Here is a 26244-nt window from a genome sequence, read left to right on the forward strand (position 1 = left end):
GAAGAAGACGCGACGCAGCCGGCCGGCGAACCGCTGAGGAACCGCAGCCGGGCCTTACTCAAGACACGCAGGAGCAAGTGGTGATCGAAGAGACCCTCCTCGAAGCCGAGGAGAAGATGGAGAAGGCCGTCGTGGTCGCCAAGGAGGACTTCGCCGCGATCCGCACCGGCCGTGCGCACCCGGCGATGTTCAACAAGATCGTGGCCGACTACTACGGTGCCCTGACGCCGATCAACCAGCTGGCCTCGTTCTCCGTGCCGGAGCCGCGGATGGCGGTCGTCACGCCGTTCGACAAGAGCGCGCTGCGCAACATCGAGCAGGCGATCCGCGACTCCGACCTGGGCGTCAACCCCAGCAATGACGGCAACATCATCCGGGTGGTGTTCCCCGAGCTGACCGAGGAGCGCCGTCGCGACTACATCAAGGTCGCCAAGGGCAAGGCCGAGGACTCCAAGGTCTCCATCCGTTCCGTGCGCCGCAAGGCCAAGGACGCCATCGACAAGATGATCAAGGATGGCGAGATCGGTGAGGACGAGGGCCGCCGTGCGGAGAAGGAGCTGGACGACCTGACGGCGAAGTACGTCGCCCAGGTGGACGAGCTCCTCAAGCACAAGGAATCGGAACTGCTCGAAGTCTGATGAGCGACTCTTCCTGGGGGGCGCCGCCACCGGCGGGGCAGACCGGCTACTGGGGGCCCGCCGAGGGTGGGCCCGTCCAGGGCGGGGCCGCCCCGGCGGGTCCCGCGTACGATGCGCCCGAGGCGCAGCAGACGCGCCCCATGCCCATCGTGCCCGACGTACCCGCGTATGGCGGAGACCAGGACGACACCCGGGGGGCTGCTCGGCTGAGCGGCCCCTTGTTCCGGGACGAGCCCCAGTCGCAGTACGGGACACCGCCGCGGTACGCCGCGGAGCCCCCTTACGGGACCCAGCCGCCGTACGAGCAGCCGCGGCAGCCGCCGTTCGAGCAGCAGCCGGTCGAGCAGCGGCCGCAGCACGGGCAGCAGCCCTACGGGTCGCAGCCGCTGCCCCCGTACGGGACGCCCCAGCCGACCCCGAGCCCGATCCAGAATCCGGAGCCCATGCCCGACGCCCCGCAGCCGACGCCGGCGCCGCAGAAGAAGAGCGCGGGCCGCGACCTCAGCGCGGCCATAGGCGTCGGCGTGGGTCTCGGTGTGGTGATCATCGCGTCGCTGTTCATCGTCAAGGCGGTGTTCGTCGGCGTGATCGCGGTCGCCGTCGTCGTCGGCCTGTGGGAGCTGACCAGCAGGCTCCAGGAGCGCAAGGAGATCAAGGCACCGCTCGTGCCGCTCGCGGTCGGCGGTGCGGCGATGGTGGTCGCCGGGTATGTGCGCGGCGCCGAGGGCGCCTGGGTCGCCATGGCCCTCACCACGCTCGCGGTGCTGGTCTGGCGGATGACGGAACCCCCGGAGGGCTACCTCAAGGACGTCACGGCCGGTGTCTTCGCGGCGTTCTACGTCCCCTTCCTGGCCACCTTCGTCGCCCTGCTGCTCACCGCGGACGACGGCCCCTGGCGGGTCCTGACCTTCCTGCTGCTCACCGTCGTCAGCGACACCGGCGCCTATGCCGTCGGCTGGCGCTTCGGCAAGCACAAGCTCGCTCCGCGCATCAGCCCCGGCAAGACCCGCGAGGGCCTGTTCGGCGCCGTGTCGTTCTCGATGGTCGCGGGCGCGCTGTGCATGCAGTTCCTGATCGACGGCGGCCACTGGTGGCAGGGTCTGGTGCTGGGCCTCGCGGTCGCGGCCAGCGCCACCCTGGGTGACCTCGGCGAGTCCATGATCAAGCGCGACCTGGGCATCAAGGACATGGGCACTCTGCTGCCGGGCCACGGCGGCATCATGGACCGCCTGGACTCCCTGCTGCCCACGGCGCCGGTGGTCTGGCTGCTGCTGGTGCTCTTCGTCGGCTCCACCTGACGAAACCCGCTGCCGCCCGCCGTCACGGCCGTTCGGGCCCCGCCCTGGTAACAGGGCCGGGGCCCGTCGTCGTACGGCCCTCCGCTCGTCCCGCCCCGCGGGGGTTCGTCCCCGACGGCGGCGCATCCGTGTCCCCGACGCGCGGGCGATCACGTTTGGCGACACCATGGTGACAAAGAGCGGCCCGTGGCGTGGCCCACTGGTAGGGAGAGCGAGAGATGCCCGAAGTCACCACCCCGTACGCGACCGGCACCCCCTGCTGGGTCGACCTGATGGCCTCGGACCAGCAGGCCGCGCTGGACTTCTACCGCGACCTGCTCGGCTGGCAGGGGCAGCCGGGACCGGCCGAATTCGGCGGCTACACGGTCTGCGAGCTGCACGGCAAGGCCGTGGCGGGCCTCGGTCCCAAGCCCCAGGACATGCCGGAGCCCCCGCCGACCGTCTGGACCAGCTACCTGGCCAGCACCGACGCCCAGGCCACCCAGGACGCGATCGTCTCGGCGGGCGGCACCCTGCTCGTCCCGGTGATGGACGTCGGCGGCCTCGGCCGCATGCTGATCGCCGCCGACCCGCAGGGCGCCGTCTTCGGCGTCTGGCAGCCCGGCGAGTTCCCCGGCGCCCAGGTGGTCAACGAGGCCGGCGCGCTGACCTGGAACGAGCTGCACACCAGCGACGTGCCCGCCGCCACCGGCTTCTACGGCGAGGCGTTCGGCATCGAGATCCAGCCCATGGAGGGCACGGACTCCTACTGGACGCTGACGGTCGGCGGCCGCGCGGTCGGCGGCGTCACCCAGCTCGCCGACGACCCGCCCGGCACCCCGGCCCACTGGCTGGCCTACTTCGCTGTCGACGACGTCGATTCCACCGTGGACGCCCTGGTCAAACGCAACGGCACGGTCCTCGCCCCGCCCTTCGACATGATGGCCGGCCGGATGACCGTGGTCGCCGACCCCCAGGGCGCCCCCTTCGCGATGATCAAACCGTCCCCGATGTGAGCCGCGCCCGGGTCGACCTCCGGCGGCGGACCGCGGACCCGCGGGACCGACCCTCGCGCTGTGCACGGCGTCACTTCCCGGGCCGCACCCGCCACCGGCCCAGGGCGACGGCACGCCGCAGGTCACCCGATTGGATCTGCGACACTGGTACCACCATGCCCATTCCCGGAGAACTCACCTTTGTCGCGCCGCGCGGAGCCAAGAAGCCGCCGCGGCATCTCGCCGATCTCTCGCCCGCCGAGCGCAAGGAAGCGGTGGCCGGGATCGGTGAGAAGCCGTTCCGTGCCAAGCAGCTCTCGCAGCACTACTTCGCGCGGTACGCGCACGACCCCGAGCAGTGGACCGACATCCCGGCCGGCTCCCGGGAGAAGCTGCGCGAGGCCCTGTTCCCGGAGCTGATGACGGTCGTCCGGCATCTGTCGACCGACGAGGGCACCACCCGCAAGACGCTGTGGAAGCTGTTCGACGGCACCCTCGTGGAGTCCGTGCTGATGCGGTACCCGGACCGGGTCACCATGTGCATCAGCTCGCAGGCGGGCTGCGGGATGAACTGCCCCTTCTGCGCGACCGGGCAGGCCGGTCTGGACCGCAACCTGTCCACCGCGGAGATCGTCCACCAGATCGTGGACGGCATGCGGGCGCTGCGCGACGGCGAGGTGCCGGGCGGCGCGGCGCGCCTGTCCAACATCGTGTTCATGGGCATGGGCGAGCCCCTCGCCAACTACAAGCGGGTCGTGGGCGCCATCCGCGCGCTCACCGACCCGGCGCCGGACGGCCTCGGGCTGTCCCAGCGCGGCATCACCGTCTCCACCGTCGGGCTGGTGCCGGCCATCCACCGGTTCGCCGACGAGGGCTTCAAGTGCCGCCTGGCGATCTCCCTGCACGCCCCCGACGACGAGCTGCGCGACACCCTCGTCCCCGTGAACACGCGGTGGAAGGTGCGCGAGGTGCTGGACGCCGGGTTCGAGTACGCCGAGAAGAGCGGGCGCAGGCTGTCGATCGAGTACGCGCTCATCCGCGATATCAACGACCAGGCGTGGCGCGGCGACCGGCTCGGCCGGCTGCTGCGGGGCAGGCCCGTGCACGTCAACCTCATCCCGCTGAACCCGACTCCGGGCTCCAAGTGGACGGCGTCGCGGCCCGAGGACGAGAAGGCGTTCGTGGAGGCGATCGCCGCGCACGGGGTGCCGGTGACGATCCGGGACACCCGTGGGCAGGAGATCGACGGAGCCTGTGGTCAGCTCGCGGCCACCGAGCGGTAATCTGGGCCCGTTCCATCACATCTTCATATTCCGACAGGGGAGCGCCACAGCGCTGAGAGTGCGGCAACGGGCCGCAGACCCTCTGAACCTCGCCCAGGTCATTCTGGGTAGGAAGTTCGGTCACTACTCAAGCTGTTGCGCCCTGTCCGGATTCTCCGGACAGGGCCGCGTTCTTCCTGGCCAACCCCAGGAGGACAACCAAGTGCACAACAAGACCTTCGTGGCCGCGGCGGCCGGGCTCGGCCTGCTCGCGCTCTCCGCGTGCGGCTCGACGCAGGGCCAGGACAAGGCGGACGGCAAGACCGTCACCCTGGTCAGCCACGACTCGTGGGCGGTCTCCAAGAGCGTGCTCGCGGACTTCGAGAAGCGGTCCGGGTACAAGGTCCGCGTCCTCAAGGACGGCGACGCCGGACAGGCCGTCAACAAGGCCATCCTGACCAAGGACAACCCCCAGGGCGACGTCCTCTTCGGCGTCGACAACACCCTGCTCTCCCGAGCCCTCGACAACGGGCTGTTCCAGCCCTACACCGCCAAGGGCCTGGACAAGGTCGGCGCCCGGTTCCAGCTCGACGGCAAGCACCGCGTCACGCCCGTCGACTACGGCGACATCTGCGTCAACTACGACAAGGCGTACTTCAGCCGGCACCACCTGACGCCGCCGCAGTCGTACGCCGACCTCGCCAAGCCCGAGTACAAGAACCTCCTCGTCACCGAGAACGCGGCCACCGCCTCGCCCGGCCTCGGCTTCCTGCTGGGCAGTGCCGCGCGGTTCGGGGACCAGGGCTGGCAGGACTACTGGAAGAAGCTCAAGGCCAACGGCGTCAAGGTCGTCGACGGCTGGGAACAGGCCTACTACCAGGAGTTCTCGGGCTCCTCGGAGGGCAAGAAGGCCGGCGGCGACCGCCCGCTCGTCGTGTCGTACGCCTCCTCCCCGCCCGCCGAGGTGATCTACGCCAAGAAGCGCCCCGCCACCGCCCCGACCGGCGTGGCGACCGGCACCTGCTTCCGGCAGATCGAGTTCGCCGGGCTGCTGAGCAACGCCAAGAACCCCAAGGGCGCCAAGGCGTTCATCGACTTCCTGGTCTCCAAGGAGTTCCAGGAGGACATGCCGCTGAACATGTACGTCTACCCGGTCGTCGCGGGCGCCGAGGTGCCGGCCGACTTCACGAAGTACGGTCCGGCCGCCAAGCACCCCGAGACGATGGCCCCCGGGAAGATCGCCGCCAACCGTGATCAGTGGGTCAAGACGTGGACGTCACTCGTACTGAAGTGACCGCCCGCGGGCGCGGCCCGCGCGGGAGCGCGGCGCGGCTGGGCCTGATGGCCCTGCCCGTCGCGTTCTTCGCCGTGTTCTTCGCCTGGCCCGTCGCCGCGATCGTGGCGCGCGGGCTGCGGACCGACGGCGCCTGGCGGTTCGGGCGGATCGCGGACGTGGTCACCCAGCCGGACATCCGGCACGTGCTGTGGTTCACCACCTGGCAGGCGCTCGCCTCCACCGCGCTCACCCTGCTGCTCGCGCTGCCCGCCGCGTTCGTCTTCGCCCGCCTCGACTTCCCCGGCAAACAGGTGCTGCGGGCCGTCGTCACCGTCCCGTTCGTGCTGCCCACCGTCGTCGCCGGCAGCGCCTTCCTCGCGCTCGTCGGCCACGGCGGTCTGCTCGACCAGCTGTGGGGCGTCCGGCTGGACACCACCGTGTGGGCGATCCTGCTCGCGCACGTCTTCTTCAACTACGCGGTCGTCGTGCGGACCGTGGGCGGACTGTGGGCCCAGCTCGACCCGCGCCAGGAGGAGGCCGCGCGGATGCTCGGCGCCTCGCCCCTCGCCGCGTGGCGGAAGGTGACGCTGCCCGCCCTGGCGCCCGCCGTGGCCGCCGCCGCGCTGATGGTGTTCCTGTTCACCTTCACCTCCTTCGGCGTGGTCCAGATCCTCGGCGGTCCCACCTTCTCCACCCTCGAAGTGGAGATCTACCGCCAGACCTCCGAGGTCTTCGACCTGACCACGGCCGCCGTGCTCACCCTCGTCCAGTTCGCCGCCGTCGGCACGATCCTCGGCGTCCACGCCTGGACGGTACGGCGCCGGGAGAGCGCGCTGCGCCTGGTCGACCCCGCGCTCACCGCGCGGCGGCCGCGCGGCGCCGGGCAGCGGGCACTGCTCGCCGGCGTCCTCGCCACCGTCCTGCTGCTCCTGGTGCTGCCGCTCGCCGTCCTCGTCCGCCGCTCCCTGGACGCCCCCGGCTTCGGCTACTACCGGGCGCTGACCCGCACCGACGGCGGAACGTTCCTGGTGGCGCCGGTGCACGCGGTGTGGACCTCGCTCCAGTACGCCGTCGCCGCCACCGCCATCGCCGTGGTGATCGGCGGCCTCGCCGCCGCCGCGCTGGCCCGCCGGGACGCGGGCCGCCTGGTACGGGGTTTCGACGCGCTGCTGATGCTCCCGCTCGGCGTGTCCGCCGTGACCGTCGGCTTCGGCTTCCTGATCGCCCTCGACCGGCCCCCGCTGGACCTGCGCCAGTCCTGGATCCTGGTGCCGCTCGCCCAGGCCCTGGTCGGTGCCCCCTTCGTCGTCCGCACCATGCTGCCGGTGCTGCGCGCGGTCGACACCCGGCTGCGGGAGGCGGCGGCCGTGCTCGGGGCCTCGCCCTGGCGGGTGTGGCGGGAGATCGACCTGCCGCTGGTGCGGCGGGCGTTGCTGGTCGCGGCCGGGTTCGCGTTCGCCGTCTCGCTCGGCGAGTTCGGTGCGACCGTGTTCATCGCCCGGCCCGACAACCCGACCCTGCCGGTCGCCGTGGCCCGGCTGCTCAGCCGGCCCGGCGATCTCAACTACGGCCAGGCGATGGCCCTTTCGACCATTCTGATGGTGGTGTGCGCCGCCGCCCTGCTTCTGCTGGAGCGGCTGCGCACCGACCGGACGGGGGAGTTCTGATGCTGAGCCTCCAGGGCGCGACCGTGCGCTTCGGCGGGCGGGCCGTGCTGGACGCGGTGGACCTGGAGGTCGCCGAGCACGAGGTGGTGTGTGTGCTCGGCCCCAGCGGCAGCGGCAAGTCCACCCTGCTGCGGGCGGTCGCCGGGCTCCAGGCTCTCGACGCCGGGCGGGTGTCGCTCGCCGGGCGGGACCAGGGCGGGGTGCCCGCGCACCGGCGCGGGGTCGGCCTGATGTTCCAGGACCACCAGCTCTTCCCGCAGCGCGACGTCGGCGCCAACGTGGCGTTCGGGCTGCGGATGCACGGCGTGACCAAGGGCGAACGGGACGACCGGGTGGGCGAGTTGCTGGAACTGGTCGGGCTGCCGGGCGCGGCCCGCCGGGCGGTGGCCGCGCTGTCCGGCGGCGAGCAGCAGCGCGTCGCCCTCGCCCGTGCGCTAGCCCCCCGGCCCCGGCTGCTGATGCTGGACGAACCCCTCGGCCAGCTCGACCGCTCCCTGCGCGAACGCCTCGTGGTCGAACTCCGTGAACTCTTCGGCCGGCTGGGCACGACCGTGCTCGCCGTCACCCATGACCAGGGCGAGGCGTTCGCGCTGGCCGACCGGGTGGTGGTGATGCGGGACGGCCGGATCGCCCAGTCGGGCACGCCACTCGAGGTCTGGCGGCGTCCCGCCGACGCGTTCGTGGCCGGCTTCCTCGGCTTCGACAACGTGGTCCCGGCGACGGTCGCCGGCACGGTCGCCGACAGTCCCTGGGGCGAACTGCCGGTGCCGCGGGACGCCCCGCAGGGGGCCCGGACCCTGCTCGTGCGGCCCGCGGGGGTGCGGCTCGTCCCCGCCGGCACCGGGCTGGCCTGCACGGTTTCCGCCCGCACCTTCAAGGGCACCCATGTCGCCGTCCACCTCCAGCCCCCGGACGGCCCCCGGCTGGAAGCCGCCTGCGCGCTGCGGGAGGCGCCGGAGACCGGGGACGCGGTGGGCGCGGAGTTCGACGCGGCCGAAATCGTCGTGCTCGACTGATCGTCCGCCGCCTAGGGTGGGCCCATGAGCTACCTCGCGCATGAGCGTTACTGTGACGAAATCGCCCTGCAAGTAGGGCAGTTGAGAGAGCTGATCACCGCCGGCGCGGATCTGTCGGCCACCGTGCCGACCTGCCCGGAGTGGTCGCTGGAACGGCTCGTACGGCACATGGGCGGCGCCCTGCGCTGGTCCGGCACGCTGGTGCGGGAACGGGCCCGGGAAATGCTCCCGCGGGACCGGGTCCCGCTCGGCGGCGGCCCCGAGGAGCAGGGCGACCCGGCCGCGCTGGACGCCTGGCTGGCCCAGAGCGGCGAGCTGGTCGTCGGGGCGCTGCGCGAGGCGGGACCCGAGACCGCGGTGTGGAGCTGGACCGGCATGGCCACCAGCGGGTTCTGGGCGCGCCGGATGGCCCACGAGATCACCGTCCACCGCGCCGACGCGGCGCTCACCGTCGGGGCGCCGTACGACGTCGCGCCCGACATCGCCGCCGACGCGCTGGACGAGTGGCTGGAACTGGTGGAGTGGGTGCAGCGCACCGGCGTCCGCGAGTGGGCCGCGGATCTGTACGGGTCCCCCCGCAGCATCCATCTGCACGCCACCGACGCCGAGCCGGCGCTGAACGCCGAGTGGCTGGTGGAGATGGACGAGAAGGGCGTCAGCTGGCGGCGCGGCCACGAGAAGGCGACGGTCGCCCTGCGCGGGCCGCTCACCTCGGTCCTGCTCGCCTTCTACCGCCGGCTCCCGCTGGACACCCCGGGCCTCGACGTCGTGGGCGACCGCGAGGTGCTGGAGTTCTGGCTGGAGAACTCGAACTTCGGCTGATCACGCCGGGGGTGCTTCGGCGGTGCCGGGTGCGGGCCCTGACGCGATCAGCCGCGTGCCCGCCGCATCCGGTGGCCGGGAAGTGCCCCTACGGTGATCCCTGAGGCGCCCCGTCCCCGGATCGGGCGAGTGCCTCCGGGACATCCTCGATCCGGTCCACCAGGGTGATCCGGGACTCCATGTCCCGCCCGCGCGCCAGCGATCGCAGCAACGGCCACGCCGGCAGCTCCTGTGTCCAGTGCTCCCGGTCCACGAGCACCATCGGCCGCGGCGCGCCGTACGACTCGTAGTAGTTGGGCGTCGCGTTGTCGAAGATCTCCTGTACGGTCCCGGCGGCGCCCGGCAGGAACACCACTCCGGCGGTGGAGCGGGCCAGCAGGCCGTCCTCGCGGGGGGCGTTGGCGAAGTACTTGGCGATGTGCGAGGCGAAGGCGTTCGGTGGCTCGTGGCCGTAGAACCAGGTCGGGATGCCGATCGAGGTGCCCCCCTCGGGCCAGCGGGCGCGCACCTCGAAGGCGGCCCGCGCCCACTCCGTGACGGACGGCCGGAAGGAGGGCGTCTTGGCGAGCGGCACCAGCGCCTCCTCCAGCACCGCGTCCGCGAACGGGGCGGTGTACGCACCGAGGTTCGCCGCCTCCATCGCGCCGGGGCCGCCTCCGGTGGCGACCGTGAATCCGGCGCGCGCGAGCGAGCGGCCGAGCCGTGCGGCACCGGCGTACCCGACCGTGCCCCGGGCCATCGCGTGACCGCCCATGATCCCGACCACCCGGCATCCGCCGAGGACTTCGTCCAGCGCGTCGGAGACGGCGTCGTCGTGGATCGCGCGCAGCATCGAGGCGAACACGTCGCCGTCGGCCGTCGTCCGCCTGGACCAGCCGTAGGCCCGCGCGTCCGGCGTCGCCTCGTACCCCTGCTCCAGCGACGCGAACAGCTCGTCCGGCGTGTACGGGTGGGCCCGGTACGGGTCGAAGGGCAGGCCCGGGACCGGCGGGAACACCAGGGCGCCGGACGCGCGCACCCGGGCGGCGGCCTCGGGAGCCATCGGACAGCCCAGGAAGACGGCGTCCGTGGTGTCGAGCCGGAGCAGGGCGTCGGTACGGCCCGTCAGGTCCACCGCCTGGACGCGGTAGCCGGCGAGCGAGCCGTGCTCGGCGACGGCCCGGTCGAACTCGGCGAGCGACTCGATCTCCTGGGCGCGGCCGGCGCGTCGCCGCGGCTGGGCGGGTGGGGGAGGCATCCGCCCATGCTAGGGACCGGTACCGCCCCCGCCGCGGCCGGGTCCGGCGACGTCCCGGACGGCCCCTTGGCGAGTCGGCGAGTCGGCGGGGCAGCGGGTCAGCGGGTAAGCGGGAAGGCGGCCAGGGCGGCGATCGCCAGGGTGAGCGGCGCGAAGAAGGCCAGCAGGGCGAACGCGCGCAGGGCCGCGGCGCCGCGCAGGACGGTCACGGGGGCGCCGAGGCGCAGCAGGGCGGCGGTGGTCTCGGTACGGCACTGGCGGGTTTCGACGGCCGCGGTCAGCAGAGTGGCGAAGGCGCAGCCGGCGACGACCAGCGCGCCGAGGGCGCTGAGCGGGCCGAAGGGGCGGGCGGGGGCGTCGTACAGGGTGGTCATCGCGTACCCGGCGGCGGTGACCGCGCACAGGATGCCCAGGGGGCGGCCGATCCTGGTGGCCTCGGCCATCAGGCCCCGGCCCGCGAGGAGGCGGAGGGCGCCGGGGCGGGCGCACTGCAGGAGGCGGCCGCAGAGGTGGGTGAGGCCGGGGGTGGCGAGGATCAGGCCGACGGCGGTGAGCAGCCAGCCGAGGAGGAAGAGGCCGGCGCCGCTGGGGACGGCGGTGAAGGTGAAGGCGGGGGTGGGAGGCGTGCGTCCCGCGTACGCCTGGGCGGTGAGGCCGGTGGCGACGAGGGCCACCGCCCAGGGGAGGCCGGCGGGGGCGCCGCCGTCGGTCTCGTCGGTGCCCGGCGCCGGCGCGGGCCGGGCGCCGGTCGCGCCGGCCCGCGCCCGCGGGGTGTCCTCCCCGGCGGGCGCACCCTCCGCGCCCCCCGCTTCCGCCTCGCCGGTACGGCCTTCCACGGCCGGACCGCCGGCCTGCCGGACGAACGGCAGGTACCTGCGCTGCGGCCGCGCCACCGGCTGTGGATCCCTCGGCCGCAGTGCCAGCGCCACCGCTCCCGTCGCCACCCCCGGCACCACCGCCAGTAGGGTCAGGGTCGCCGCGAGGGGCAGGGACTTGCCGGCGGCCAGGAAGGACGCGGCCGCGCCGTCGAAGGGCATTTTGGTCAGGTCGCCGCGCAGATACAGGAAGAGGGAGAGGGCGACGAGCGAGCCCAGGAGCGTGGAAAGGGCCGTGACCAGGGCGGAGATGACCATCAGCCGGGCCGGGCCGAGGCCGATGGCGGAGAGGCCGGGGCGCGGGCGGGTGCCGGGGTCGGTGCGGGCCACGGCGAGGGCGAGGTACACCGTCGCGGCGGCCGGCACCCCGCACCAGGCCAGCCGCAGCGCGCCCGAGCCCGCGGCCTCGGGGTGGTTCAGTGCGTAGCCGAGGCAGGACAGCAGCAGGAAGCCGGTGCCCGCCGAGGCCGCTGCCACCAGCAGGCGGCGCAGCTGGACGGCGGGGCGGGCCGCGCGGGTCAGACGGAGATCGAGCACGCGGCCCGGCCTTCCGCGTCGGGGACCTCCGGCAGGTGTACGGTCCGCACCGGCCTGCCGTCCAGCAGGTTCACCGTGCGGTCGGCGAGGGCGGCGGTCTCCGGGTCGTTGGTGGCGAGCAGCACGGTGATGCCGTGCGAGCGGGCGGCGCTGGTGAGGGTGCGCAGCACATGGCCGCGGTCCGCGCGGTGCAGCGGCGCCGTCGGCTCGTCGGCGAAGAGCACGGTGGGCGCCGGGGCCAGCGCGCGGGCGATCGAGACGCGCTGGCGTTCGGACTGGATCAGCCGGTGCGGGAGCTTGCGGGCCGCCTCTCCGACGTCCAGGCGCTCCAGCCATTCCAGTGCGGTGGTCTTGGCCCGGCGGCGGCTGGTGCCGCGCAGCATGAGCGGCAGCGCGGCGTTCTCCCAGGCGTTCAGCTCGGGCACCAGGGCCGGTTCGGGGCCGATCCAGCAGAAGCGGTCGCGGCGCAGCCGTTCGCGGTTCGCCGGGCCGAGGGTGTGCAGGGGTGTGCTGTTGAACCAGATCTCGCCCTCGGCCACCGGCTCCAGTCCGGACAGACAGCGCAGCAGGGTCGTCTTGCCGCTGCCCCGGGGGCCGCTGACGGCGAGGATCTCGCCCTCCCGTACGGCGAGCGTGACCCCGGAGAGCCCGGGGGAGCCGTCGGGGTGTGTGAAGTGCAGGGACCGTGCCCAGAGCACGTCGTTGTCCGGCGGAGCCTCCATGGGCGTACACCTCGGTTCTGATCCGTTTTCCCGTGCCCGTTCCTCCATACGAGGGAACGAAGGCAGGGCCGATCGGTCACTGGCACGCTAGGCAGCCGCCGCACGGTGGCCGGACAGCACACGGCCCCGGGCCCCCGTTCTCACTCGAACGGGCGGCTCCGGGGCCGGTCGCGGTCACACCGTCAGCTGATTACAGCTTGGTCCACGCCTCCGTGAGGGTGGCCCGCAGGATCTGCTCGATCTCGTCGAACGTCTCCTGGTTGGAGATCAGTGGCGGGGCGAGCTGGATGACCGGGTCGCCACGGTCGTCGGCGCGGCAGTAGAGGCCGTTCTCGAACAGCGCCTTGGAGAGGAAGCCGTACAGGACGCGCTCGGTCTCCTCGTCGCTGAAGGACTCCTTGGTGGCCTTGTCCTTCACCAGCTCGATGCCGTAGAAGAAGCCGTTGCCGCGGACGTCGCCGACGATCGGCAGGTCGTGCAGCTTCTGCAGGGTCTGGAGGAAGCTGCCCTCGTTGTCCAGCACGTGCTGGTTGAGGTTCTCGCGCTCGAACAGGTCGAGGTTGGCGAGACCCACGGCCGCGGAGACCGGGTGGCCGCCGAAGGTGTAGCCGTGCAGGAAGGTGTTGTCACCCTGGTAGAACGGCTCCGCCAGGCGGTCGGAGACGATGCAGGCGCCGATCGGGGAGTAGCCCGAGGTCATGCCCTTGGCACAGGTGATCATGTCCGGGACGTAGCCGAACTTGTCGCACGCGAACATCGTGCCCAGGCGGCCGAAGGCGCAGATGACCTCGTCCGAGACGAGCAGCACGTCGTACTTGTCGCAGATCTCGCGCACGCGCTGGAAGTAGCCGGGCGGCGGCGGGAAGCAGCCGCCGGCGTTCTGCACCGGCTCCAGGAAGACCGCGGCGACGGTGTCCGGGCCCTCGAAGAGGATCTGCTGCTCGATCTGGTCGGCGGCCCAGCGGCCGAAGGCCTCCGGGTCGTCACCGAAGATCGGCGCGCGGTAGATGTTGGTGTTCGGCACCTTGTGCGCGCCCGGCACCAGCGGCTCGAAGGGGGCCTTCAGGCCCGGCAGGCCGGTGATGGACAGGGCGCCCTGCGGGGTGCCGTGGTAGGCGACCGCGCGGGAGATGACCTTGTACTTGGTGGGCTTGCCGGTCAGCTTGAAGTACTGCTTGGCCAGCTTCCAGGCGGTCTCGACCGCCTCGCCGCCGCCGGTGGTGAAGAAGACCTTGTTCAGGTCGCCGGGTGCGTAGTCGGCGAGGCGCTCGGCGAGCTCGACGGCCTTCGGGTGGGCGTAGGACCACACCGGGAAGAAGGCCAGCTCCTGGGCCTGCTTGAACGCGGTCTCGGCGAGTTCCGTGCGGCCGTGCCCGGCCTGGACCACGAACAGGCCCGCGAGACCGTCGAGGTAGCGCTTGCCCTTGTCGTCGTAGACGTAGGTGCCCTCGCCCCGGACGATCGTCGGGACGGGGGAGTTCTCGTACGAGGACATGCGGGTGAAGTGCATCCACAGGTGGTCGTACGCGGTGCGGCTGAGGTCCTTCTGGGTCACGGTTATCGGGTTCCCCACATGTAGGTCTGCTTCTTCAGCTTCATGTACACGAAGCTTTCGGTGGAGCGCACGCCGGGCAGTGCCCGGATGCGTTTGTTGATGACGTCCAGCAGGTGGTCGTCGTCCTCGCACACGATCTCGGCGAGGATGTCGAACGAGCCCGCGGTCATCACCACGTACTCGACTTCCGACATGTCAGTCAGCACGTCGGCGATCGACTCGACATCGCCCTCGACGTGGATGCCCACCATCGCCTGCCGGCGGAAGCCCACGGTGAGCGGGTCCGTGACGGCGACGATCTGCATCACGCCCTGGTCCAGCAGCTTCTGGACGCGCTGGCGCACGGCCGCCTCCGACAGGCCGACGGCCTTGCCGATCGCGGCGTACGGCCGGCGGCCGTCCTCCTGGAGCTGCTGAATGATGGCGAGGGAGACGGCATCCAGCTGCGGGGTGCCGTTCCTGGACTCGCGGGACGAGTCCCTCTGGTCTGCGCTTCGACTGGCCACGCGCTCACTCTGCACGAGGTCTCGTCAGTTTCGCAAGCCCCGATCGATGAAATTCGTTGTCTGAGGGATCTGGGGTTGCGGATTTCGCAGATGTGGCGGCACCGGGGGTGTTGAAAACGTGGGGGTGCCGACTAGGGTGGGGTGTCTCAGTGATCGGACAGCCGCACGGGCCGTCCGGACTGGACCGCTCGAACCCTCGAACCAGATCAGGAGGCCGGCAGTGAGCACCGAGCTGCGTCGTCTGCGCAACTACATCGACGGTGAGTTCCGGGACGCCGCCGACGGACGGACCACCGACGTGGTCAACCCCGCGACGGGCGAGGCGTACGCGACCGCGCCGCTGTCCGGGCAGGCGGACGTGGACGCCGCCATGGAGGCCGCCGCCCGCGCCTTCCCCGCCTGGCGCGACGCCACGCCGGCCGAGCGCCAGCGGGCCCTGCTGAAGATCGCGGACGCGTTCGAGGAGCGGGCCGAGGAGCTCATCGCGGCCGAGGTGGAGAACACGGGCAAGCCCACCGGGCTCACCCGCTCCGAGGAGATCCCGCCGATGGTCGACCAGATCCGCTTCTTCGCCGGTGCGGCGCGGATGCTGGAGGGCCGCTCGGCCGGCGAGTACATGGAGGGAATGACCTCGATCATCCGCCGCGAGCCGATCGGCGTCTGCGCCCAGGTCGCGCCGTGGAACTACCCGATGATGATGGCCGTGTGGAAGTTCGCCCCGGCGCTCGCCGCGGGCAACACGGTCGTCCTCAAGCCCTCGGACACCACCCCCGCCTCCTCGGTGCTGATCGCCGAGATCATCGGCTCGGTGCTGCCCAAGGGCGTCTTCAACGTCATCTGCGGCGACCGTGACACCGGCCGCCTGATGGTCGAGCACGAGACCCCGGCGATGGCCTCCATCACCGGCTCCGTGCGCGCCGGCATGTCGGTCGCCGAGTCCGCTTCCAAGGACCTCAAGCGGGTCCACCTGGAGCTGGGCGGCAAGGCGCCGGTCGTCGTGTTCGAGGACACCGACATCGCCAAGGCCGTCGAGGACATCTCGGTGGCGGGCTTCTTCAACGCCGGCCAGGACTGCACGGCCGCCTGCCGCGTCCTCGTCCACGAGTCGATCCACGACGAGTTCGTGGCCGCGCTGGCCAAGGCCGCCGAGGAGACGAAGACCGGGCAGCCGGACGACGAGGACGTCCTCTACGGCCCGCTGAACAACCCCAACCAGCTCAAGCAGGTCGAGGGCTTCATCGAGCGCCTGCCCGCGCACGCGCGGGTGGAGGCCGGTGGCAAGCGGGTCGGCGACAAGGGCTACTTCTTCGCGCCGACCGTGGTGTCGGGCGTCAAGCAGGACGACGAGATCATCCAGAAGGAGGTCTTCGGACCGGTCATCACCGTCCAGTCCTTCACGGACGAGGACCAGGCCGTCGAGTTCGCCAACGGCGTGGAGTACGCCCTGGCCTCCTCGGTGTGGACCAAGGACCACGCCCGCGCGATGCGCATGTCCAAGAAGATGGACTTCGGCTGCGTGTGGATCAACACCCACATCCCGCTGGTCGCGGAGATGCCCCACGGCGGCTTCAAGAAGTCCGGCTACGGCAAGGACCTCTCGGCGTACGGCTTCGAGGACTACACGCGGATCAAGCACGTGATGACGTCGCTGGGCTAGCGGACCCGGGACGTCACCGGCGGCCCCCGCACGGGTTGGTTCACCTCCCTGTGCGGGGGCCGCTTTCCGCCTAACGGCACTGATCGACAAGGTGTCGGACAGGGCGCTCCCCGCTCGACGCAGCGTCGATTGTGTGCCCGGACGGGGGAGCGGCATCCTTCCGGGGTGCCCCAGACTTCCTCGCGTACGTCCATGTCCCGCCGTTCCCTGCTGAGCGCGCTCGGCGGCACCGCCGCGCTCGGCGCGCTGGCCGGCTGTGGAGTGCCCGCCGCCTACGTGCGGCCCGGCGATCGCCCGGTGAGCGACGAGTCCGCCACCGATCGCCGGCTGACCTGGGCGAACTGGCCGCTGTACATCGACACCGACGACAAGAACCCGAACCGTCGGCCCACCCTCGACACGTTCACGAAGCGCACCGGTATACGGGTGGAGTACGCCGAGGAGATCAACGACAACGACGAGTTCTTCGGCAAGATCAGCCCCGCGCTGATGAACCACCAGTCCGCCGGCCGCGACCTGATCGTCATCAGCGACTGGATGTGCGCCCGGTTCGTACGGCTGGGCTGGGTCCAGGAGATGGACCGCGCGCACCAGCCGAACGTGGCGAAGTACCTCGACCCGCTGCTGCGCACGCCCGCCTTCGACGAGGGCCGCAGGTTCACCGTGCCGTGGCAGTCCGGCATCACCGGCATCGCCTACAACCACAAGAAGCTCGGCCGCGAGATCCGTGCGGTCAAGGACCTGTGGGCGGACGACCTCAAGGGCCGGGTCACCCTGCTGTCCGGCCTGGACGAGTCCTTCGCGCTGCTGATGCAGGGCAACGGCGTGGACATCACCAAGTGGACCGCGCACGACTTCCACACCATGTGCGACGAGGTGGAACGGCAGGTCCGCCGGGGCCGGATCCGCCGCTTCACCGGCAACGACTACACCAAGGACCTGGTCAGCGGCGACGTCCTGGCCTGCCAGGCGTACTCGGGCGACGTCATCCAGCTCCAGGCGGACAACCCCGACATCCGCTTCGTCGTCCCCGAGGAGGGCGCCGAGCTGTGGTCGGACTCCCTGATGATCCCCGACCGGGCCGCGCACAAGGCCAACGCCGAGCGCCTGATCGACTACTACTACGAGCCCGAGGTCGCCGCGAGGCTGGCCGCCTGGGTCAACTACGTCTGCCCGGTCCCGGCCGCCAGGGAGATCCTGGCCGCGTCCGCCGACAAGGACACCGCGGCCCTCGCCGGCAATCCCCTGATCTTCCCCGACGCCACGATGCGCTCCCACCTCGCCATCGCCCGCGACATCACCTCCGTGGAACGCGTGGAGTTCGCCCGGCGCTGGAACCGGATCGTGGGTCTCTGACCCCGGCGTGTCCGCCAGGTGGCCTCACTTCAGGCCGCTGAGCACCACGCCCCGGATGTAGTGCTTCTGGAGCAGCAGGAAGAGGACGAGGACCGGGAGGACGCTCAGGACCAGGGCCGCCATGACGACCGGCATGGTGCGGGTGGGGTCGACGTGGTCCTGGAGGAGCTGGATACCGACCGGGAGCGTCATCACGCCCGGGTCGGCGGTGGAGATCAGCAGGGCCCAGATGTACTCGTTCCAGGCGTCCACGAAGGTCAGCAGGGCCAGGGTGACGAGGACCGGTTTGGTCTGGGGCAGGACGACGCGCCACCAGAGGGTGAACTCGCCCGCGCCGTCGAGGCGGGCGGCCTCCAGGATCTCGTCCGGGACGGAGATCATGAACTGGCGCATCAGGAAGATCCCGAACCCGTTGACGAGGAACGGCATCGTGAGCGCCACGATGCTCACGGTCAGCCCCGCGCCGCCCCGCCCGAGCAGGTCGTTGCCGCCCGCCAGCGGCCAGTGCACCAGGATCAGGAAGTGCGGGATGAAGAAGAGGAACGGCGGGAACATCATCGTCGTCAGCACCAGCCGGAAGATGAGGTCCCGCCCCCGGAACCGGAGTTTGGCGAGCGCGTAGCCGGCGAGCGACGAGGTGAGCAGCACCGAGCCGGTGATCAGCGCAGTCGCGGTGACGCTGTTGCGGAACAGCACCGGGAGATCCAACTGGTCCAGCGCCGCACGGTAGTTGCCGAAGCCGAAGCCGAAGCCGCGCGGGAGGAAGCGGTACGGCAGCCTCCCCGCCTCTCCCGGTCCCTTGAAGGAGGTCATCACCATGTCGAGGAACGGCACCACCATGAGCACCGCACCCGACACGACCAGGAGATACGACACCCACGGCAACCGGTGACGGCGGCGGATCACGCGTCCTCCCCCTTGCGCCGCAGCACCCACAACTGCACCAGCGTGATCACCAGCACCACCACGAAAAGCACGAACGCCGCCGCGCTCGCCGTGCCCCAGTCGCCGTACGAGAACGCCTGCCGGTACATCTCCAGCGCGGCCACCGCCGTAGCGTCGCCGGGTCCGCCCTTGGTCATCACCGTGATCAGCGCGAACGACTGGAGCCCGGTGAGGAATTGGGTGATGCACACGAACAGCAGCGACGGCCGCAGCAAGGGCAGCGTGATCTTCCGGAAGACCGTGACGGCACCGGCGCCGTCCAGTTCCGCGGCCTCGTAGTACGAGCGCGGGATCGACTTCAGCCCCGCCGTGAGGACGAGGATCGCCGACCCCGCGGAGGCCCACGCCTGGACGACCACCACGGCGGGCAGCGCCGTGTGCGGGTCCTGGAGGAAGGCGACCGAGGCGAGCCCGAGGGCGTTGAGGACTCCGTCGACGAGGCCGCCCGGCTCGTACATGTACTTCCACACATTGCCGACGGCGACCACGGTGGTGACCATCGGCAGGAAGTACAGCGTCCGCCACAGCCCCTGGAACCGCAGCCGGTCGATACAGGTGGCGACGAGCACCGAGCCCGCGAGCGCGACGGCCACCGTCCCCAGCGCGAACAGCACCGTGTTGGCGAGGATCGGCGTCAGGAACGTCGATCCGCGCGCGAACAGCCCGGTGAAGTTGTCCAGGCCGACCGGCCGGATGTCCCCGAGGTCGAACCCCGCCCAGCGCGACATCGACAGCAGCAGCGCGAAGCCGAGCGGCAGGACGAGGAAGACCGCGAAGAACAGCAGGGTCGGTGCCAGGAAGAGATAGGCGACCACCGTCTGGCGGCGGCGGGCGCGGGCGGCGAGGCCGGGTCCGGCCGGCCGTGCGCGGGACGCCGGATGTTCGGCCCGCTCCGGCGCGAGCGTGTTCACCACAGGCGCGACACCTCCTGATCGACCTGCCGGCGTGTGCTGCGCAGCGCCTCCTCGACCGACCGCTGACCGGTCCACAGCGCCTCGATGTTGGTGCGCAGCAGCGTCTTGGCCTGCTGGGCGCCCGGCACGTTCGGTTCCGGCACCGCGTACGCCAGCGCGTCCAGGAACGGCCGCAGATTCGGGTCCCCGCCCGTGCCGAGCAGCGCCCGCATGTCGTCGGCCCGGCCGGTGAGCGAGCCGACCGAGACCTGGAGGGCGCTCATGCGCGTCACGCCCTTCGCGCCCGTCCGCTCCGCGTTGAGCCAGCGCAGGAACTCCCATGCCTCGCGCGGGAACCGGCTGGCCGCGTTGACCCCGAGCAGGAATCCGGTGGACAGGGTGGCGGGCCGGTCGCCCGCGCGGGGGACGGGCACGGGGGCGACGCCGACCTCCCGGTAGGCGGCGCCCATCAGGGGCCTCAGGCTGCCGGTCCACCAGCCCGCGCTGATCACCATGGCCACCTGCCCGGCGGGGAACGCCTGGTAGACGTTGACACCGGGGGCGCTCGCTCCCTCGGCCACCAGCCGGTGCTCCAGCTCGAACACCGCCCGCCCGGCCGGCGAGTCGATCGCGGTGCCCCGGCCGTCCGCGCTGACGAAGGTGCCCCCGGCGGCGTTCAGCAGGGCGAGGGTCTGGCCGACGGTGGTGGAGTCGTCGTACGAGGAGAGGCCGAACCCCTGCACCAGCATGTTGCCGTACCGGTCGCGGCGCGTGGTGCGCAGCGCCGCCTCGGTCAACTCCGGCCAGGTGCGCGGGGGCTGATCGATGCCGGCCGCGCGCAGCAGCCGCCTGTTGTGGTACAGGGCGTACGTCTGCACCTCGGTGGGGTAGCCGTAGACGCGGCCCCCGACGGAGGCGGCGCCGACCGCGGCCGCGGTGTAGCCGCGCCGGATCTCCGCCGTGTGCTCCGGCGGGGCGGGCCGCAGCACACCGGCCCGGACGAGCTGGCCGGTCCACAGGCAGTACGGCTGGATGATGTCGGCGCCGCGTCCCGCGGCCTGCCGGACCATGAAGGTGGTCAGCAGATCCGTGAACTCCACCGCCTCCGTACGGATCTTGACCCGGTCGTGGGTGGCGTTCCACTCGTCCACCGGGTCCTGGAGCGCCTTCCTCAGCGCCCCGCTGGAGTAGTGCGAGAGCAGGGTGAGGACGATCGGGTCCCCGGGCCGGCCGGTGCCCCGGCGCGGCGCGGCACAGCCCGCGGCTAGCAGGGCGGAGGGCAGCGCGAGGGCGAAGTGCCGCCGGTCCAGGCCGTGCCGGGGCCGCGTCACCGGGCGGTCTCCCGGCGCAGGACCCGGAACACCCGGGTCGTGGTGAACCCGGCGGCGCGGTACAGGTGGCCCGCCGGTGACCGCTCGCCGGTCCACAGGAACCACGCCCCGTGCGCGCCGCGCGCTCGCATCCGGGCCAGCGCCAGGTGCAGCAGGATCTTGCCGAGCCCGGTGCCGCGCATCTCCTCCATCACCCCGAACGGTCCGAACCGCTCGACCGCCGACTCGTACGCCCCGTGCATCGCCCACCCCACCAGCCGCCCCCCGGGCTCCCGGGCGACGACGATCCGGTCCAGTGGGGCCCCGCCCGCCAGGCACTCCCGGATCGCGCGCGCCCAGTCCGGGGTGAAGCGGGTCCCGGCGAGTGCGATCAGCTCCACCAGGTCGTCGTCGGCCGGAGTGCTGAACCGGTAGCCCCGCGAGGTGAGTTCGTCGCGGCGCCGGGCGACGGGGTCCGGCATCCGGTGGCCGACGAGCGAACGGTCCATCGCGGCCGCCTCGTACAGCGTCCGGAACCCGTGCGAGTCCAGGAGTTTCGCCGCCTCCGGGTAGGTCTGGGCGTCCAGGCCGGGGAGGATGTAGTGAGGGGTGTAGGAGGAGAAGTCCACGGTGGTACGGCCTCGCGCGCGCAGCCAGTCGAGGGCCTCGGTCAGCAGCAGCCGGCCGAGCCCCCGCCCGCGGGCGGCGGGGTCGACGAAGAGGAACGGGATCCAGCCCTGCTCCGGCTCCAGGTCGGTGCCGCACATCGGGGTCAGCCGGCGCACCGCGTACGCGGCCCCGAGGACACGGCCGCCGGCCACGGCGACCCGGAGCCCCTCCGGGTCGAAGTTGGCGTCGAGCAGCACGAGGGTGCGGAAGCGGTCCGGCGTGATCGGATCGGCCGGTGCGCTCCGGCACCAGGCGGCCACCAGCGGCGGCCCGTCACCCGCCCGGAACCCGCGGATCTCCTCATGGCCGACCGGAGTCGATGTCATCGACGGGTCCGTCCTTCCCGGCGGGGCGGCTCAGGAGCACAGCGGCAGGTCGCCGCCCGCCCAGGCCGGCGGCGCGGGCGGGTCGCACAGCGGCAGCGGGTCCGCGCCCGCGCCGAGGGTGCGCCGGAGCCGGCCGGAGCCCCGGAGCGGGTCGGTGGCGTACGTGCCGTCAACGGTGTGCCGGGCGAAGGCCGGGACCTCGCGCAGATCACGGAAGCGCACCTTGGGCAGGGTGAGTTCGGCGGGCGCGGGCGCGCGGCGGGCGTCGACGCGGGGGGCGCCGACGAACCCGAAGGGCCGGGTGGTGCCACGGCGTTCATGGCGCGCCGCCGGCCGGTCGCCTCGACCACGCTCAGTACGACCGGCGCGCCCGCGTGGCGCGCCACGGCCGCGGTGGCGGAGCGGCGCGCCGGCTCACCGGTGGTCAGGCCGTGCCGTGCGGGGACGGGGACCGGTCCGGCGAAGCTCGCCCACGCGGGGCCGGGCAACGGGCCCTCGCCGACGGTCCCGCCGACGACCCCGCTGCCGGCCGGCAGTCCGTCACCGGCCCGCCCGCTCCCGTCCACTGCGTGCTCGGTCCCGAACAGCGCGGGCGTCGCGCACAGCCGCGCGATCCCGGTCACCACCGCGCCACGTCCGTCCGCGCTCATCCCATGCCCCGTCCGCCGGTCATCTCTCGAAGCGGTGGTCCGAAATGTACAGGCGTGTGGGGGAGTGTCGCGTGATTGACGGCCGGCCGGGGCCCGGCGTGGGCCGTGCGGGCCGGCGCGGCGGACCGCCCCGGGAACGGCGCCCCCGGCCGCCGTCCGCCCCGCTCGCCGGGTTTCCGTGCCGCGCCGCTGCGGCGCTCCGGCCCGTGCCGCGATTGTGTGCGACGAGTGACGCGCGTCCTTCGGAATTGAGTTTTGAACGCGTTCAATTCAAGCGTACGCTCTGCCCATGAGCGACAGAGCCGCCCTCCTGAAGGGCATTCGCGGCTGGCTGGTCTTCTTCGTGGTGTGCCTGGTGCTGAGCGGCGCCACGGCGTTTCCGCTGGTGCACGAACTGCGCTGGACGGAGGACGTGTTGCGGGCGCTGGGGATGCCGGACCGGCTGCCCGCCCTGATGGGCTGGATCGCGCGGGTGCGGGACGGGCTCGACGCCGTCGACGCGAAGTACCCGTTCGTCCTCTACGGCACGGACTGGCTCGCCTTCGCCCATCTCGTCATCGCGGTCGCCTTCTACGGCCCCTACCGCGACCCGGTGCGCAACATCTGGGTGGTCGAGTTCGGCATGATCGCCTGCGCCGGCATCGTCCCGCTCGCCCTCGTCTGCGGCCCGATCCGGGGCATCCCGTTCTGGTGGACCCTGATCGACATGTCCTTCGGCGTCCTCGGGGTCGTCCCGCTGTGCGTCGTACGCGCGAAGATCAAGCGGCTTGAGGCGCTGACCGCCGCGCCCGCGGCGCTCACGCCGCCGACGGGTGGGCGGGCGGCCGGAAGCACGCGATGACGTCCTTGCCGCGCGGACAGCGGTGGATCTCCCAGTCATGGGCGAGGGCGTCCACCAGGAGCAGACCGCGCCCGCCCGGGGAGTCGGTGCCGGGGCGCCGCGGGCGGGGGAGTCCGGGGTCGGCGTCGTGCACGGTCACATGGAGGCAACCCTCGTCGCAGGTGAGGATCAGCTGTGCGGTGCTGCGGGCGTGGACGTGGGCATTGGTCACGAGTTCGGAGACGATCAGCACGATCGAATCCACCAGTTCCGGCGCGGTCCGGGTCCAGCCGAGCGTCTCCAGATGAGCCCGTGTCCAGTCCCTGGCCGCCTTCGCCCCGCTGTGCAGGGGCAGAGTGCGCGCCCAGCCCACGGCCTTCAGCGATGACCTGTCTTCCATCTTCTCCTCCTCCGGCGGTCGGCCATGTCCCTTCCGTCTGCCCGCGTTCGGCGGGTAGGGCACCATGCATCGCACGGACCCGTTCCCGCCTGCTTCTTCCTGCTCGGACCGGGCGGGGAGCGGGGCGCCGGCTGTCGTGTCGTTCCTCCGGCGGTACATAAGACGGAGATGGAGCGGGGACAACGTGACGGCTGGGACCAACACGCGCCTTCTGGTCGACAGATCGACCGCACAGCGTGACGAATTCCTCGCTCGCTGGACGAGGACGATCGACGAGGACCTCCAGGGCCGGCTCAGCCTCGCGGAACTCGACTACGAGCTGGGGGAGCCGTACGAGGCCACCGCGCACGCAGAACCACCAGTTGCCGGCCGCCATGGAGGAGTCCCGGCGCCGGCAGGAGGAACTCCAGCGGCTGAACGCCGAACTGGAGGAGACGAACGCCGGTGCCATGGCGCTGTACTCCGAGCTGACGCGCGACCGTCACGCTCTGCGTCCTGCTCGTCGAGTTCGACACGGACCTCGTCCATGTCGCGAACGCCGGCCATCTGCCGCCCCTGCTGAGGAGCCCGGACGGCACGACCCGCCGTGTGCGCGAGCACGGCCCCCTCCACGGCCTCGGACCTCCCCATCCGCCCGCCCTCAAGTTCGCCGCGGAGCCCGGTTCCCTGATCGTCCTCGCGACCGACGGCCTGGTCGAACGCCGGCACGAGGACCTCGAACGGCTCGCCGCGGCGGTCGAGGAGGCGTCCGGGTTCCCGGAGGAGGCGTGCGTACACCTCCTCGAAGGCATGACCCCCGACGGCGGCGGCGACGTGGCCCTGATGGCGGTACGGCTGAACCGGCTCCCCCGTGCGGCCCGGCGGCCGGAGCCGGGACCGGGGCGGACGCGCTGAGGGCCCCCGGCCCGGGGCCGCCGCGTCACCAACCTGCCCGGCCAGCACCCCTAGCGGGTGCGCAGGTCGTGCAGGACGTCGACGCGGTTCGTCGTGATCGAGTCGACGCCCAGGTCCATCAGCCGGCGCAGGGAGCGCCGGGTGTCCGGGGTCCACACGGAGACCAGCCGGCCGGCGCGGTGCACATGGGCGATCAGGTCGCGGTCGACCAGGGAGAAGCGGTAGTTGAGCCAGCGGGGGCCGATCGCGGCCAGCAGGGCGGGGCGGGGCGGGGCCAGGGTCGTCCAGGTCAGCGCGATCTCCGCGGCCGGGTCGGCGGCGCGCACGGTGAGCATCGTCTCCGCGCCCGCGCTGTAGTACACGCGGTCGCCGGCCCCGCTCTGCCGGACCACGTCCAGGATCCGCTCCGTCGCCCGCCGCGTCACCCGTCCGCACAGATCCACCATCACCCGGCTGTCGCCGGTCGCGGCGAGCGCCTCGGCCAGCGTCGGCACCCCGCCGTCGGTGAGCCCGCGCACCTCCTCGGCGGACAGCGCGCTCAGCGGGCGCTCGACCCGCCACAGCCGTTCGAGCGTGTCGTCGTGCAGCAGCACGGGCACGCCGTCGCGGGTGAGCCGGACGTCGAACTCGACGGCGTCCGCGCCCCGGTCCAGACCGGAGCGCAGCGAGTCGAGGGTGTTCTCACGGAAGCGGTAGGGGTCGCCGCGGTGGGCCACGGCGGTCACGGTCTGCATGGCCCCCATTGTGGTGCGCCTCAGCCGGCGAGCCGGCCGGCGGTGTACGTGTCGATCTCCGCCGCGAGCCGCGCCTTGCCCGCCGTGTCCAGGAAGGACGCCTCCACCGCGTTCTTGGCGAGGTCCGCGACGCCGCGCTCGTCCAGGTCGAGCAGGCGGGCGGCCACCGCGTACTCGTTGTCGAGGTCGGTGCCGAACATCGGCGGGTCGTCGGAGTTGATCGTGATCAGCACCCCGGCCTGCGCGAACTGCTTGATCGGGTGCTCGTCCAGGGTGCGCACCGCGCGGGTGGCGATGTTGGAGGTCGGGCAGACCTCCAGCGGGATGCGCCGCTCGGCGAGGTGGGCGAGCAGCGCCGGGTCCTGGGCGGAGCTGGTGCCGTGCCCGATGCGCTCGGCGCCCAGCTCGTTGAGCGCGTCCCACACCGACTGCGGGCCCGTGGTCTCACCGGAGTGCGGCACCGAGCGCAGACCGGCCGCGATGGCCCGGTCGAAGAACGGCTTGAACTGCGGGCGGGGCACGCCGATCTCGGGCCCGCCGAGCCCGAAGGACACCAGGCCCTCCGGCCGGATGCGGTCGTCGGTGGCCAGCCGGACGGTCTCCTCCGCCGACTGCAGGCCGGCCTCCCCGGGGATGTCGAAGCACCAGCGCAGCACGGTGCCGAACTCGGCCTCCGCGCTCTTGCGGGCGTCCTCGATCGCCTCCATGAAGGCGCGTTCGTCTATGCCCCGCCGGGTGGACGAGTACGGGGTGAGGGTCAGCTCGGCGTAGCGCACCTGCTGGCGGGCCAGGTCACGGGCCACCTCGTAGGTGAGCAGCCGGACGTCCTCCGGGGTGCGGATCAGGTCCACCACCGACAGGTACACCTCGATGAAGTGCGCGAAGTCGGTGAAGGTGAAGTACTCGGCGAGGGCCTCGGGGTCGCTGGGCACCTTGGAGTCGCGGTGGCGCGCGGCCAGCTCCGAGACGATGCGGGGGGAGGCGGAGCCCACGTGGTGGACGTGCAGTTCGGCCTTGGGCAGTCCGGCGATGAACGCGCGCAGGTCGCGGCCGTCCGGGCCGGCGGCGGGTACGGAACTGTCGGACAAGGGGTCCTCCGCGAGCAGGGCGCCGACGGGCCCTCTCGGGCGCGGCGCGGGTGATCGGCTGATCGTCAGGGGACATCGTAGGCGGGCAGGGGCGGGGGACCCGCGAGGGGGAGTGAC

24 protein-coding genes and 1 pseudogene are annotated in these 26244 nt (G+C 72.2%); 12 read left to right on the forward strand and 13 right to left on the reverse strand.

Annotated elements, in window-relative coordinates:
* The first annotated feature begins 80 nt into the window (after nt 1-80).
* The 8 genes from frr to VT52_RS03255 all read left to right on the forward strand — a co-directional run bounded on the left by frr (nt 81) and on the right by VT52_RS03255 (nt 8953).
* Nucleotides 81-638 carry a ribosome recycling factor gene (gene frr / locus VT52_RS03220; protein WP_046421122.1) on the forward strand — a complete coding sequence of 186 codons (558 nt, stop codon included), beginning with the start codon at nt 81-83 and terminating at the stop codon, nt 636-638.
* Entirely contained in the window at nt 638-1936 is a 1299-nt protein-coding gene (locus VT52_RS03225) for a phosphatidate cytidylyltransferase (protein WP_079174802.1), read from the forward strand. Before frr ends, VT52_RS03225 begins: the two co-directional genes overlap by 1 nt.
* 218 nt (nt 1937-2154) lie before the next feature.
* Nucleotides 2155-2931: a VOC family protein gene (locus tag VT52_RS03230; protein WP_046421054.1), complete on the forward strand. Its 777-nt coding sequence runs from the start codon at nt 2155-2157 to the stop codon at nt 2929-2931.
* Between the two features lie 155 nt (nt 2932-3086).
* Nucleotides 3087-4193: a dual-specificity RNA methyltransferase RlmN gene (gene rlmN / locus VT52_RS03235; protein ID WP_046421055.1), complete on the forward strand. Its 1107-nt coding sequence runs from the start codon at nt 3087-3089 to the stop codon at nt 4191-4193.
* A 202-nt stretch (nt 4194-4395) separates the two neighbouring features.
* Nucleotides 4396-5466: a thiamine ABC transporter substrate-binding protein gene (locus VT52_RS03240; RefSeq protein ID WP_046421057.1), complete on the forward strand. Its 1071-nt coding sequence runs from the start codon at nt 4396-4398 to the stop codon at nt 5464-5466.
* A 47-nt stretch (nt 5467-5513) separates the two neighbouring features.
* Complete coding sequence (locus VT52_RS03245; protein ID WP_046421125.1) at nt 5514-7115, forward strand: ABC transporter permease; 1602 nt, start codon at nt 5514-5516, stop codon at nt 7113-7115.
* Nucleotides 7112-8131 carry an ABC transporter ATP-binding protein gene (locus VT52_RS03250; protein WP_046421126.1) on the forward strand — a complete coding sequence of 340 codons (1020 nt, stop codon included), beginning with the start codon at nt 7112-7114 and terminating at the stop codon, nt 8129-8131. The genes VT52_RS03245 and VT52_RS03250 overlap by 4 nt, the downstream gene beginning before the upstream one ends.
* A 24-nt stretch (nt 8132-8155) precedes the next feature.
* Nucleotides 8156-8953 (forward strand): maleylpyruvate isomerase family mycothiol-dependent enzyme, encoded by a 798-nt coding sequence (locus tag VT52_RS03255; RefSeq protein WP_046421058.1) that lies wholly within the window; start codon nt 8156-8158, stop codon nt 8951-8953.
* A gap of 88 nt (nt 8954-9041) precedes the next feature.
* Here VT52_RS03255 and VT52_RS03260 read toward each other — a convergent pair whose 3' ends face one another.
* The 5 genes from VT52_RS03260 to VT52_RS03280 form a co-directional block, all read right to left on the reverse strand.
* The gene (locus tag VT52_RS03260) at nt 9042-10190 is read right to left on the reverse strand and encodes an LOG family protein (protein WP_046421059.1); all 1149 of its coding nucleotides are present in this window, start codon (nt 10188-10190) and stop codon (nt 9042-9044) included.
* A gap of 98 nt (nt 10191-10288) precedes the next feature.
* A complete protein-coding gene (locus VT52_RS03265) occupies nt 10289-11602 on the reverse strand; it encodes a hypothetical protein (RefSeq protein WP_046421060.1) in 1314 nt (437 codons plus the stop codon).
* The gene (locus VT52_RS03270) at nt 11584-12324 is read right to left on the reverse strand and encodes an ABC transporter ATP-binding protein (RefSeq protein WP_046421061.1); all 741 of its coding nucleotides are present in this window, start codon (nt 12322-12324) and stop codon (nt 11584-11586) included. The genes VT52_RS03265 and VT52_RS03270 overlap by 19 nt, the downstream gene beginning before the upstream one ends.
* Nucleotides 12325-12514: 190 nt before the next feature.
* Nucleotides 12515-13897, reverse strand: coding sequence for an aspartate aminotransferase family protein (locus VT52_RS03275; protein WP_079174803.1), 1383 nt, complete (start codon nt 13895-13897; stop codon nt 12515-12517).
* Nucleotides 13882-14400 (reverse strand): Lrp/AsnC family transcriptional regulator, encoded by a 519-nt coding sequence (locus VT52_RS03280; protein ID WP_046421063.1) that lies wholly within the window; start codon nt 14398-14400, stop codon nt 13882-13884. The genes VT52_RS03275 and VT52_RS03280 overlap by 16 nt, the downstream gene beginning before the upstream one ends.
* 205 nt (nt 14401-14605) lie before the next feature.
* Here VT52_RS03280 and VT52_RS03285 point away from each other — a divergent pair, with 205 nt between their 5' ends.
* Nucleotides 14606-16042, forward strand: coding sequence for a gamma-aminobutyraldehyde dehydrogenase (locus tag VT52_RS03285; protein WP_046421064.1), 1437 nt, complete (start codon nt 14606-14608; stop codon nt 16040-16042).
* 192 nt (nt 16043-16234) lie between these two features.
* Complete coding sequence (locus VT52_RS03290; protein ID WP_206306427.1) at nt 16235-17398, forward strand: ABC transporter substrate-binding protein; 1164 nt, start codon at nt 16235-16237, stop codon at nt 17396-17398.
* A gap of 24 nt (nt 17399-17422) precedes the next feature.
* Here the strand turns inward: VT52_RS03290 and VT52_RS03295 are convergent, their stop codons facing one another.
* The 5 genes from VT52_RS03295 to VT52_RS38575 are packed head-to-tail and all read right to left on the reverse strand — an operon-like array spanning nt 17423 to nt 21763.
* The gene (locus tag VT52_RS03295; RefSeq protein WP_240509627.1) at nt 17423-18304 is read right to left on the reverse strand and encodes a carbohydrate ABC transporter permease; all 882 of its coding nucleotides are present in this window, start codon (nt 18302-18304) and stop codon (nt 17423-17425) included.
* Entirely contained in the window at nt 18301-19254 is a 954-nt protein-coding gene (locus tag VT52_RS03300; RefSeq protein ID WP_240509628.1) for a carbohydrate ABC transporter permease, read from the reverse strand. Before VT52_RS03300 ends, VT52_RS03295 begins: the two co-directional genes overlap by 4 nt.
* Nucleotides 19251-20567 (reverse strand): extracellular solute-binding protein, encoded by a 1317-nt coding sequence (locus VT52_RS03305; protein ID WP_240509629.1) that lies wholly within the window; start codon nt 20565-20567, stop codon nt 19251-19253. Before VT52_RS03305 ends, VT52_RS03300 begins: the two co-directional genes overlap by 4 nt.
* Nucleotides 20564-21541 (reverse strand): GNAT family N-acetyltransferase, encoded by a 978-nt coding sequence (locus VT52_RS03310; protein ID WP_046421067.1) that lies wholly within the window; start codon nt 21539-21541, stop codon nt 20564-20566. The genes VT52_RS03305 and VT52_RS03310 overlap by 4 nt, the downstream gene beginning before the upstream one ends.
* A 30-nt stretch (nt 21542-21571) precedes the next feature.
* Nucleotides 21572-21763 carry a hypothetical protein gene (locus tag VT52_RS38575; protein WP_053055501.1) on the reverse strand — a complete coding sequence of 64 codons (192 nt, stop codon included), beginning with the start codon at nt 21761-21763 and terminating at the stop codon, nt 21572-21574.
* A 717-nt stretch (nt 21764-22480) separates the two neighbouring features.
* Here VT52_RS38575 and VT52_RS03320 point away from each other — a divergent pair.
* The gene (locus tag VT52_RS03320) at nt 22481-23032 is read left to right on the forward strand and encodes a hypothetical protein (RefSeq protein WP_046421068.1); all 552 of its coding nucleotides are present in this window, start codon (nt 22481-22483) and stop codon (nt 23030-23032) included.
* On the opposite strand, the gene VT52_RS03325 is transcribed toward VT52_RS03320, so the two are convergent.
* On the reverse strand, nt 22989-23411 hold the full coding sequence (locus VT52_RS03325; RefSeq protein WP_046421130.1) for an ATP-binding protein: 423 nt from the start codon (nt 23409-23411) through the stop codon (nt 22989-22991). The genes VT52_RS03320 and VT52_RS03325 overlap by 44 nt on opposite strands.
* 489 nt (nt 23412-23900) lie before the next feature.
* Here VT52_RS03325 and VT52_RS03330 point away from each other — a divergent pair.
* Nucleotides 23901-24305, forward strand: a pseudogene (locus VT52_RS03330) (PP2C family protein-serine/threonine phosphatase); the annotation flags it as partial.
* 50 nt (nt 24306-24355) lie between these two features.
* Here the strand turns inward: VT52_RS03330 and VT52_RS03335 are convergent.
* Both VT52_RS03335 and VT52_RS03340 read right to left on the reverse strand, forming a co-directional pair.
* Complete coding sequence (locus VT52_RS03335) at nt 24356-25039, reverse strand: glycerophosphodiester phosphodiesterase (RefSeq protein WP_046421132.1); 684 nt, start codon at nt 25037-25039, stop codon at nt 24356-24358.
* Between the two features lie 20 nt (nt 25040-25059).
* On the reverse strand, nt 25060-26127 hold the full coding sequence (locus tag VT52_RS03340; protein WP_046421071.1) for an adenosine deaminase: 1068 nt from the start codon (nt 26125-26127) through the stop codon (nt 25060-25062).
* Nucleotides 26128-26244 lie beyond the last annotated feature (117 nt).

It is taken from the genome of Streptomyces malaysiense (genome assembly GCF_000980885.2).
GTDB classification, from domain to species: Bacteria; Actinomycetota; Actinomycetes; order Streptomycetales; family Streptomycetaceae; genus Streptomyces; species Streptomyces malaysiense.

Bases quoted from the DNA above. Each gene is read 5' to 3' on its own strand.
- VT52_RS03290 (WP_206306427.1), top strand. From the start codon at position 16,235: ATGTCCCGCCGTTCCCTGCTGAGCGCGCTCGGCGGCACCGCCGCGCTC.
- VT52_RS03230 (WP_046421054.1), top strand. From the start codon at position 2,155: ATGCCCGAAGTCACCACCCCGTACGCGACCGGCACCCCCTGCTGGGTC.
- VT52_RS03225 (WP_079174802.1), top strand. From the start codon at position 638: ATGAGCGACTCTTCCTGGGGGGCGCCGCCACCGGCGGGGCAGACCGGC.
- VT52_RS03245 (WP_046421125.1), top strand. From the start codon at position 5,514: ATGGCCCTGCCCGTCGCGTTCTTCGCCGTGTTCTTCGCCTGGCCCGTC.
- VT52_RS03335 (WP_046421132.1), bottom strand. From the start codon at position 25,039: ATGCAGACCGTGACCGCCGTGGCCCACCGCGGCGACCCCTACCGCTTC.
- VT52_RS03320 (WP_046421068.1), top strand. From the start codon at position 22,481: ATGAGCGACAGAGCCGCCCTCCTGAAGGGCATTCGCGGCTGGCTGGTC.
- VT52_RS03260 (WP_046421059.1), bottom strand. From the start codon at position 10,190: ATGCCTCCCCCACCCGCCCAGCCGCGGCGACGCGCCGGCCGCGCCCAG.
- rlmN (WP_046421055.1), top strand. From the start codon at position 3,087: ATGCCCATTCCCGGAGAACTCACCTTTGTCGCGCCGCGCGGAGCCAAG.
- VT52_RS03310 (WP_046421067.1), bottom strand. From the start codon at position 21,541: ATGACATCGACTCCGGTCGGCCATGAGGAGATCCGCGGGTTCCGGGCG.
- VT52_RS03255 (WP_046421058.1), top strand. From the start codon at position 8,156: ATGAGCTACCTCGCGCATGAGCGTTACTGTGACGAAATCGCCCTGCAA.
- VT52_RS03325 (WP_046421130.1), bottom strand. From the start codon at position 23,411: ATGGAAGACAGGTCATCGCTGAAGGCCGTGGGCTGGGCGCGCACTCTG.
- VT52_RS03270 (WP_046421061.1), bottom strand. From the start codon at position 12,324: ATGGAGGCTCCGCCGGACAACGACGTGCTCTGGGCACGGTCCCTGCAC.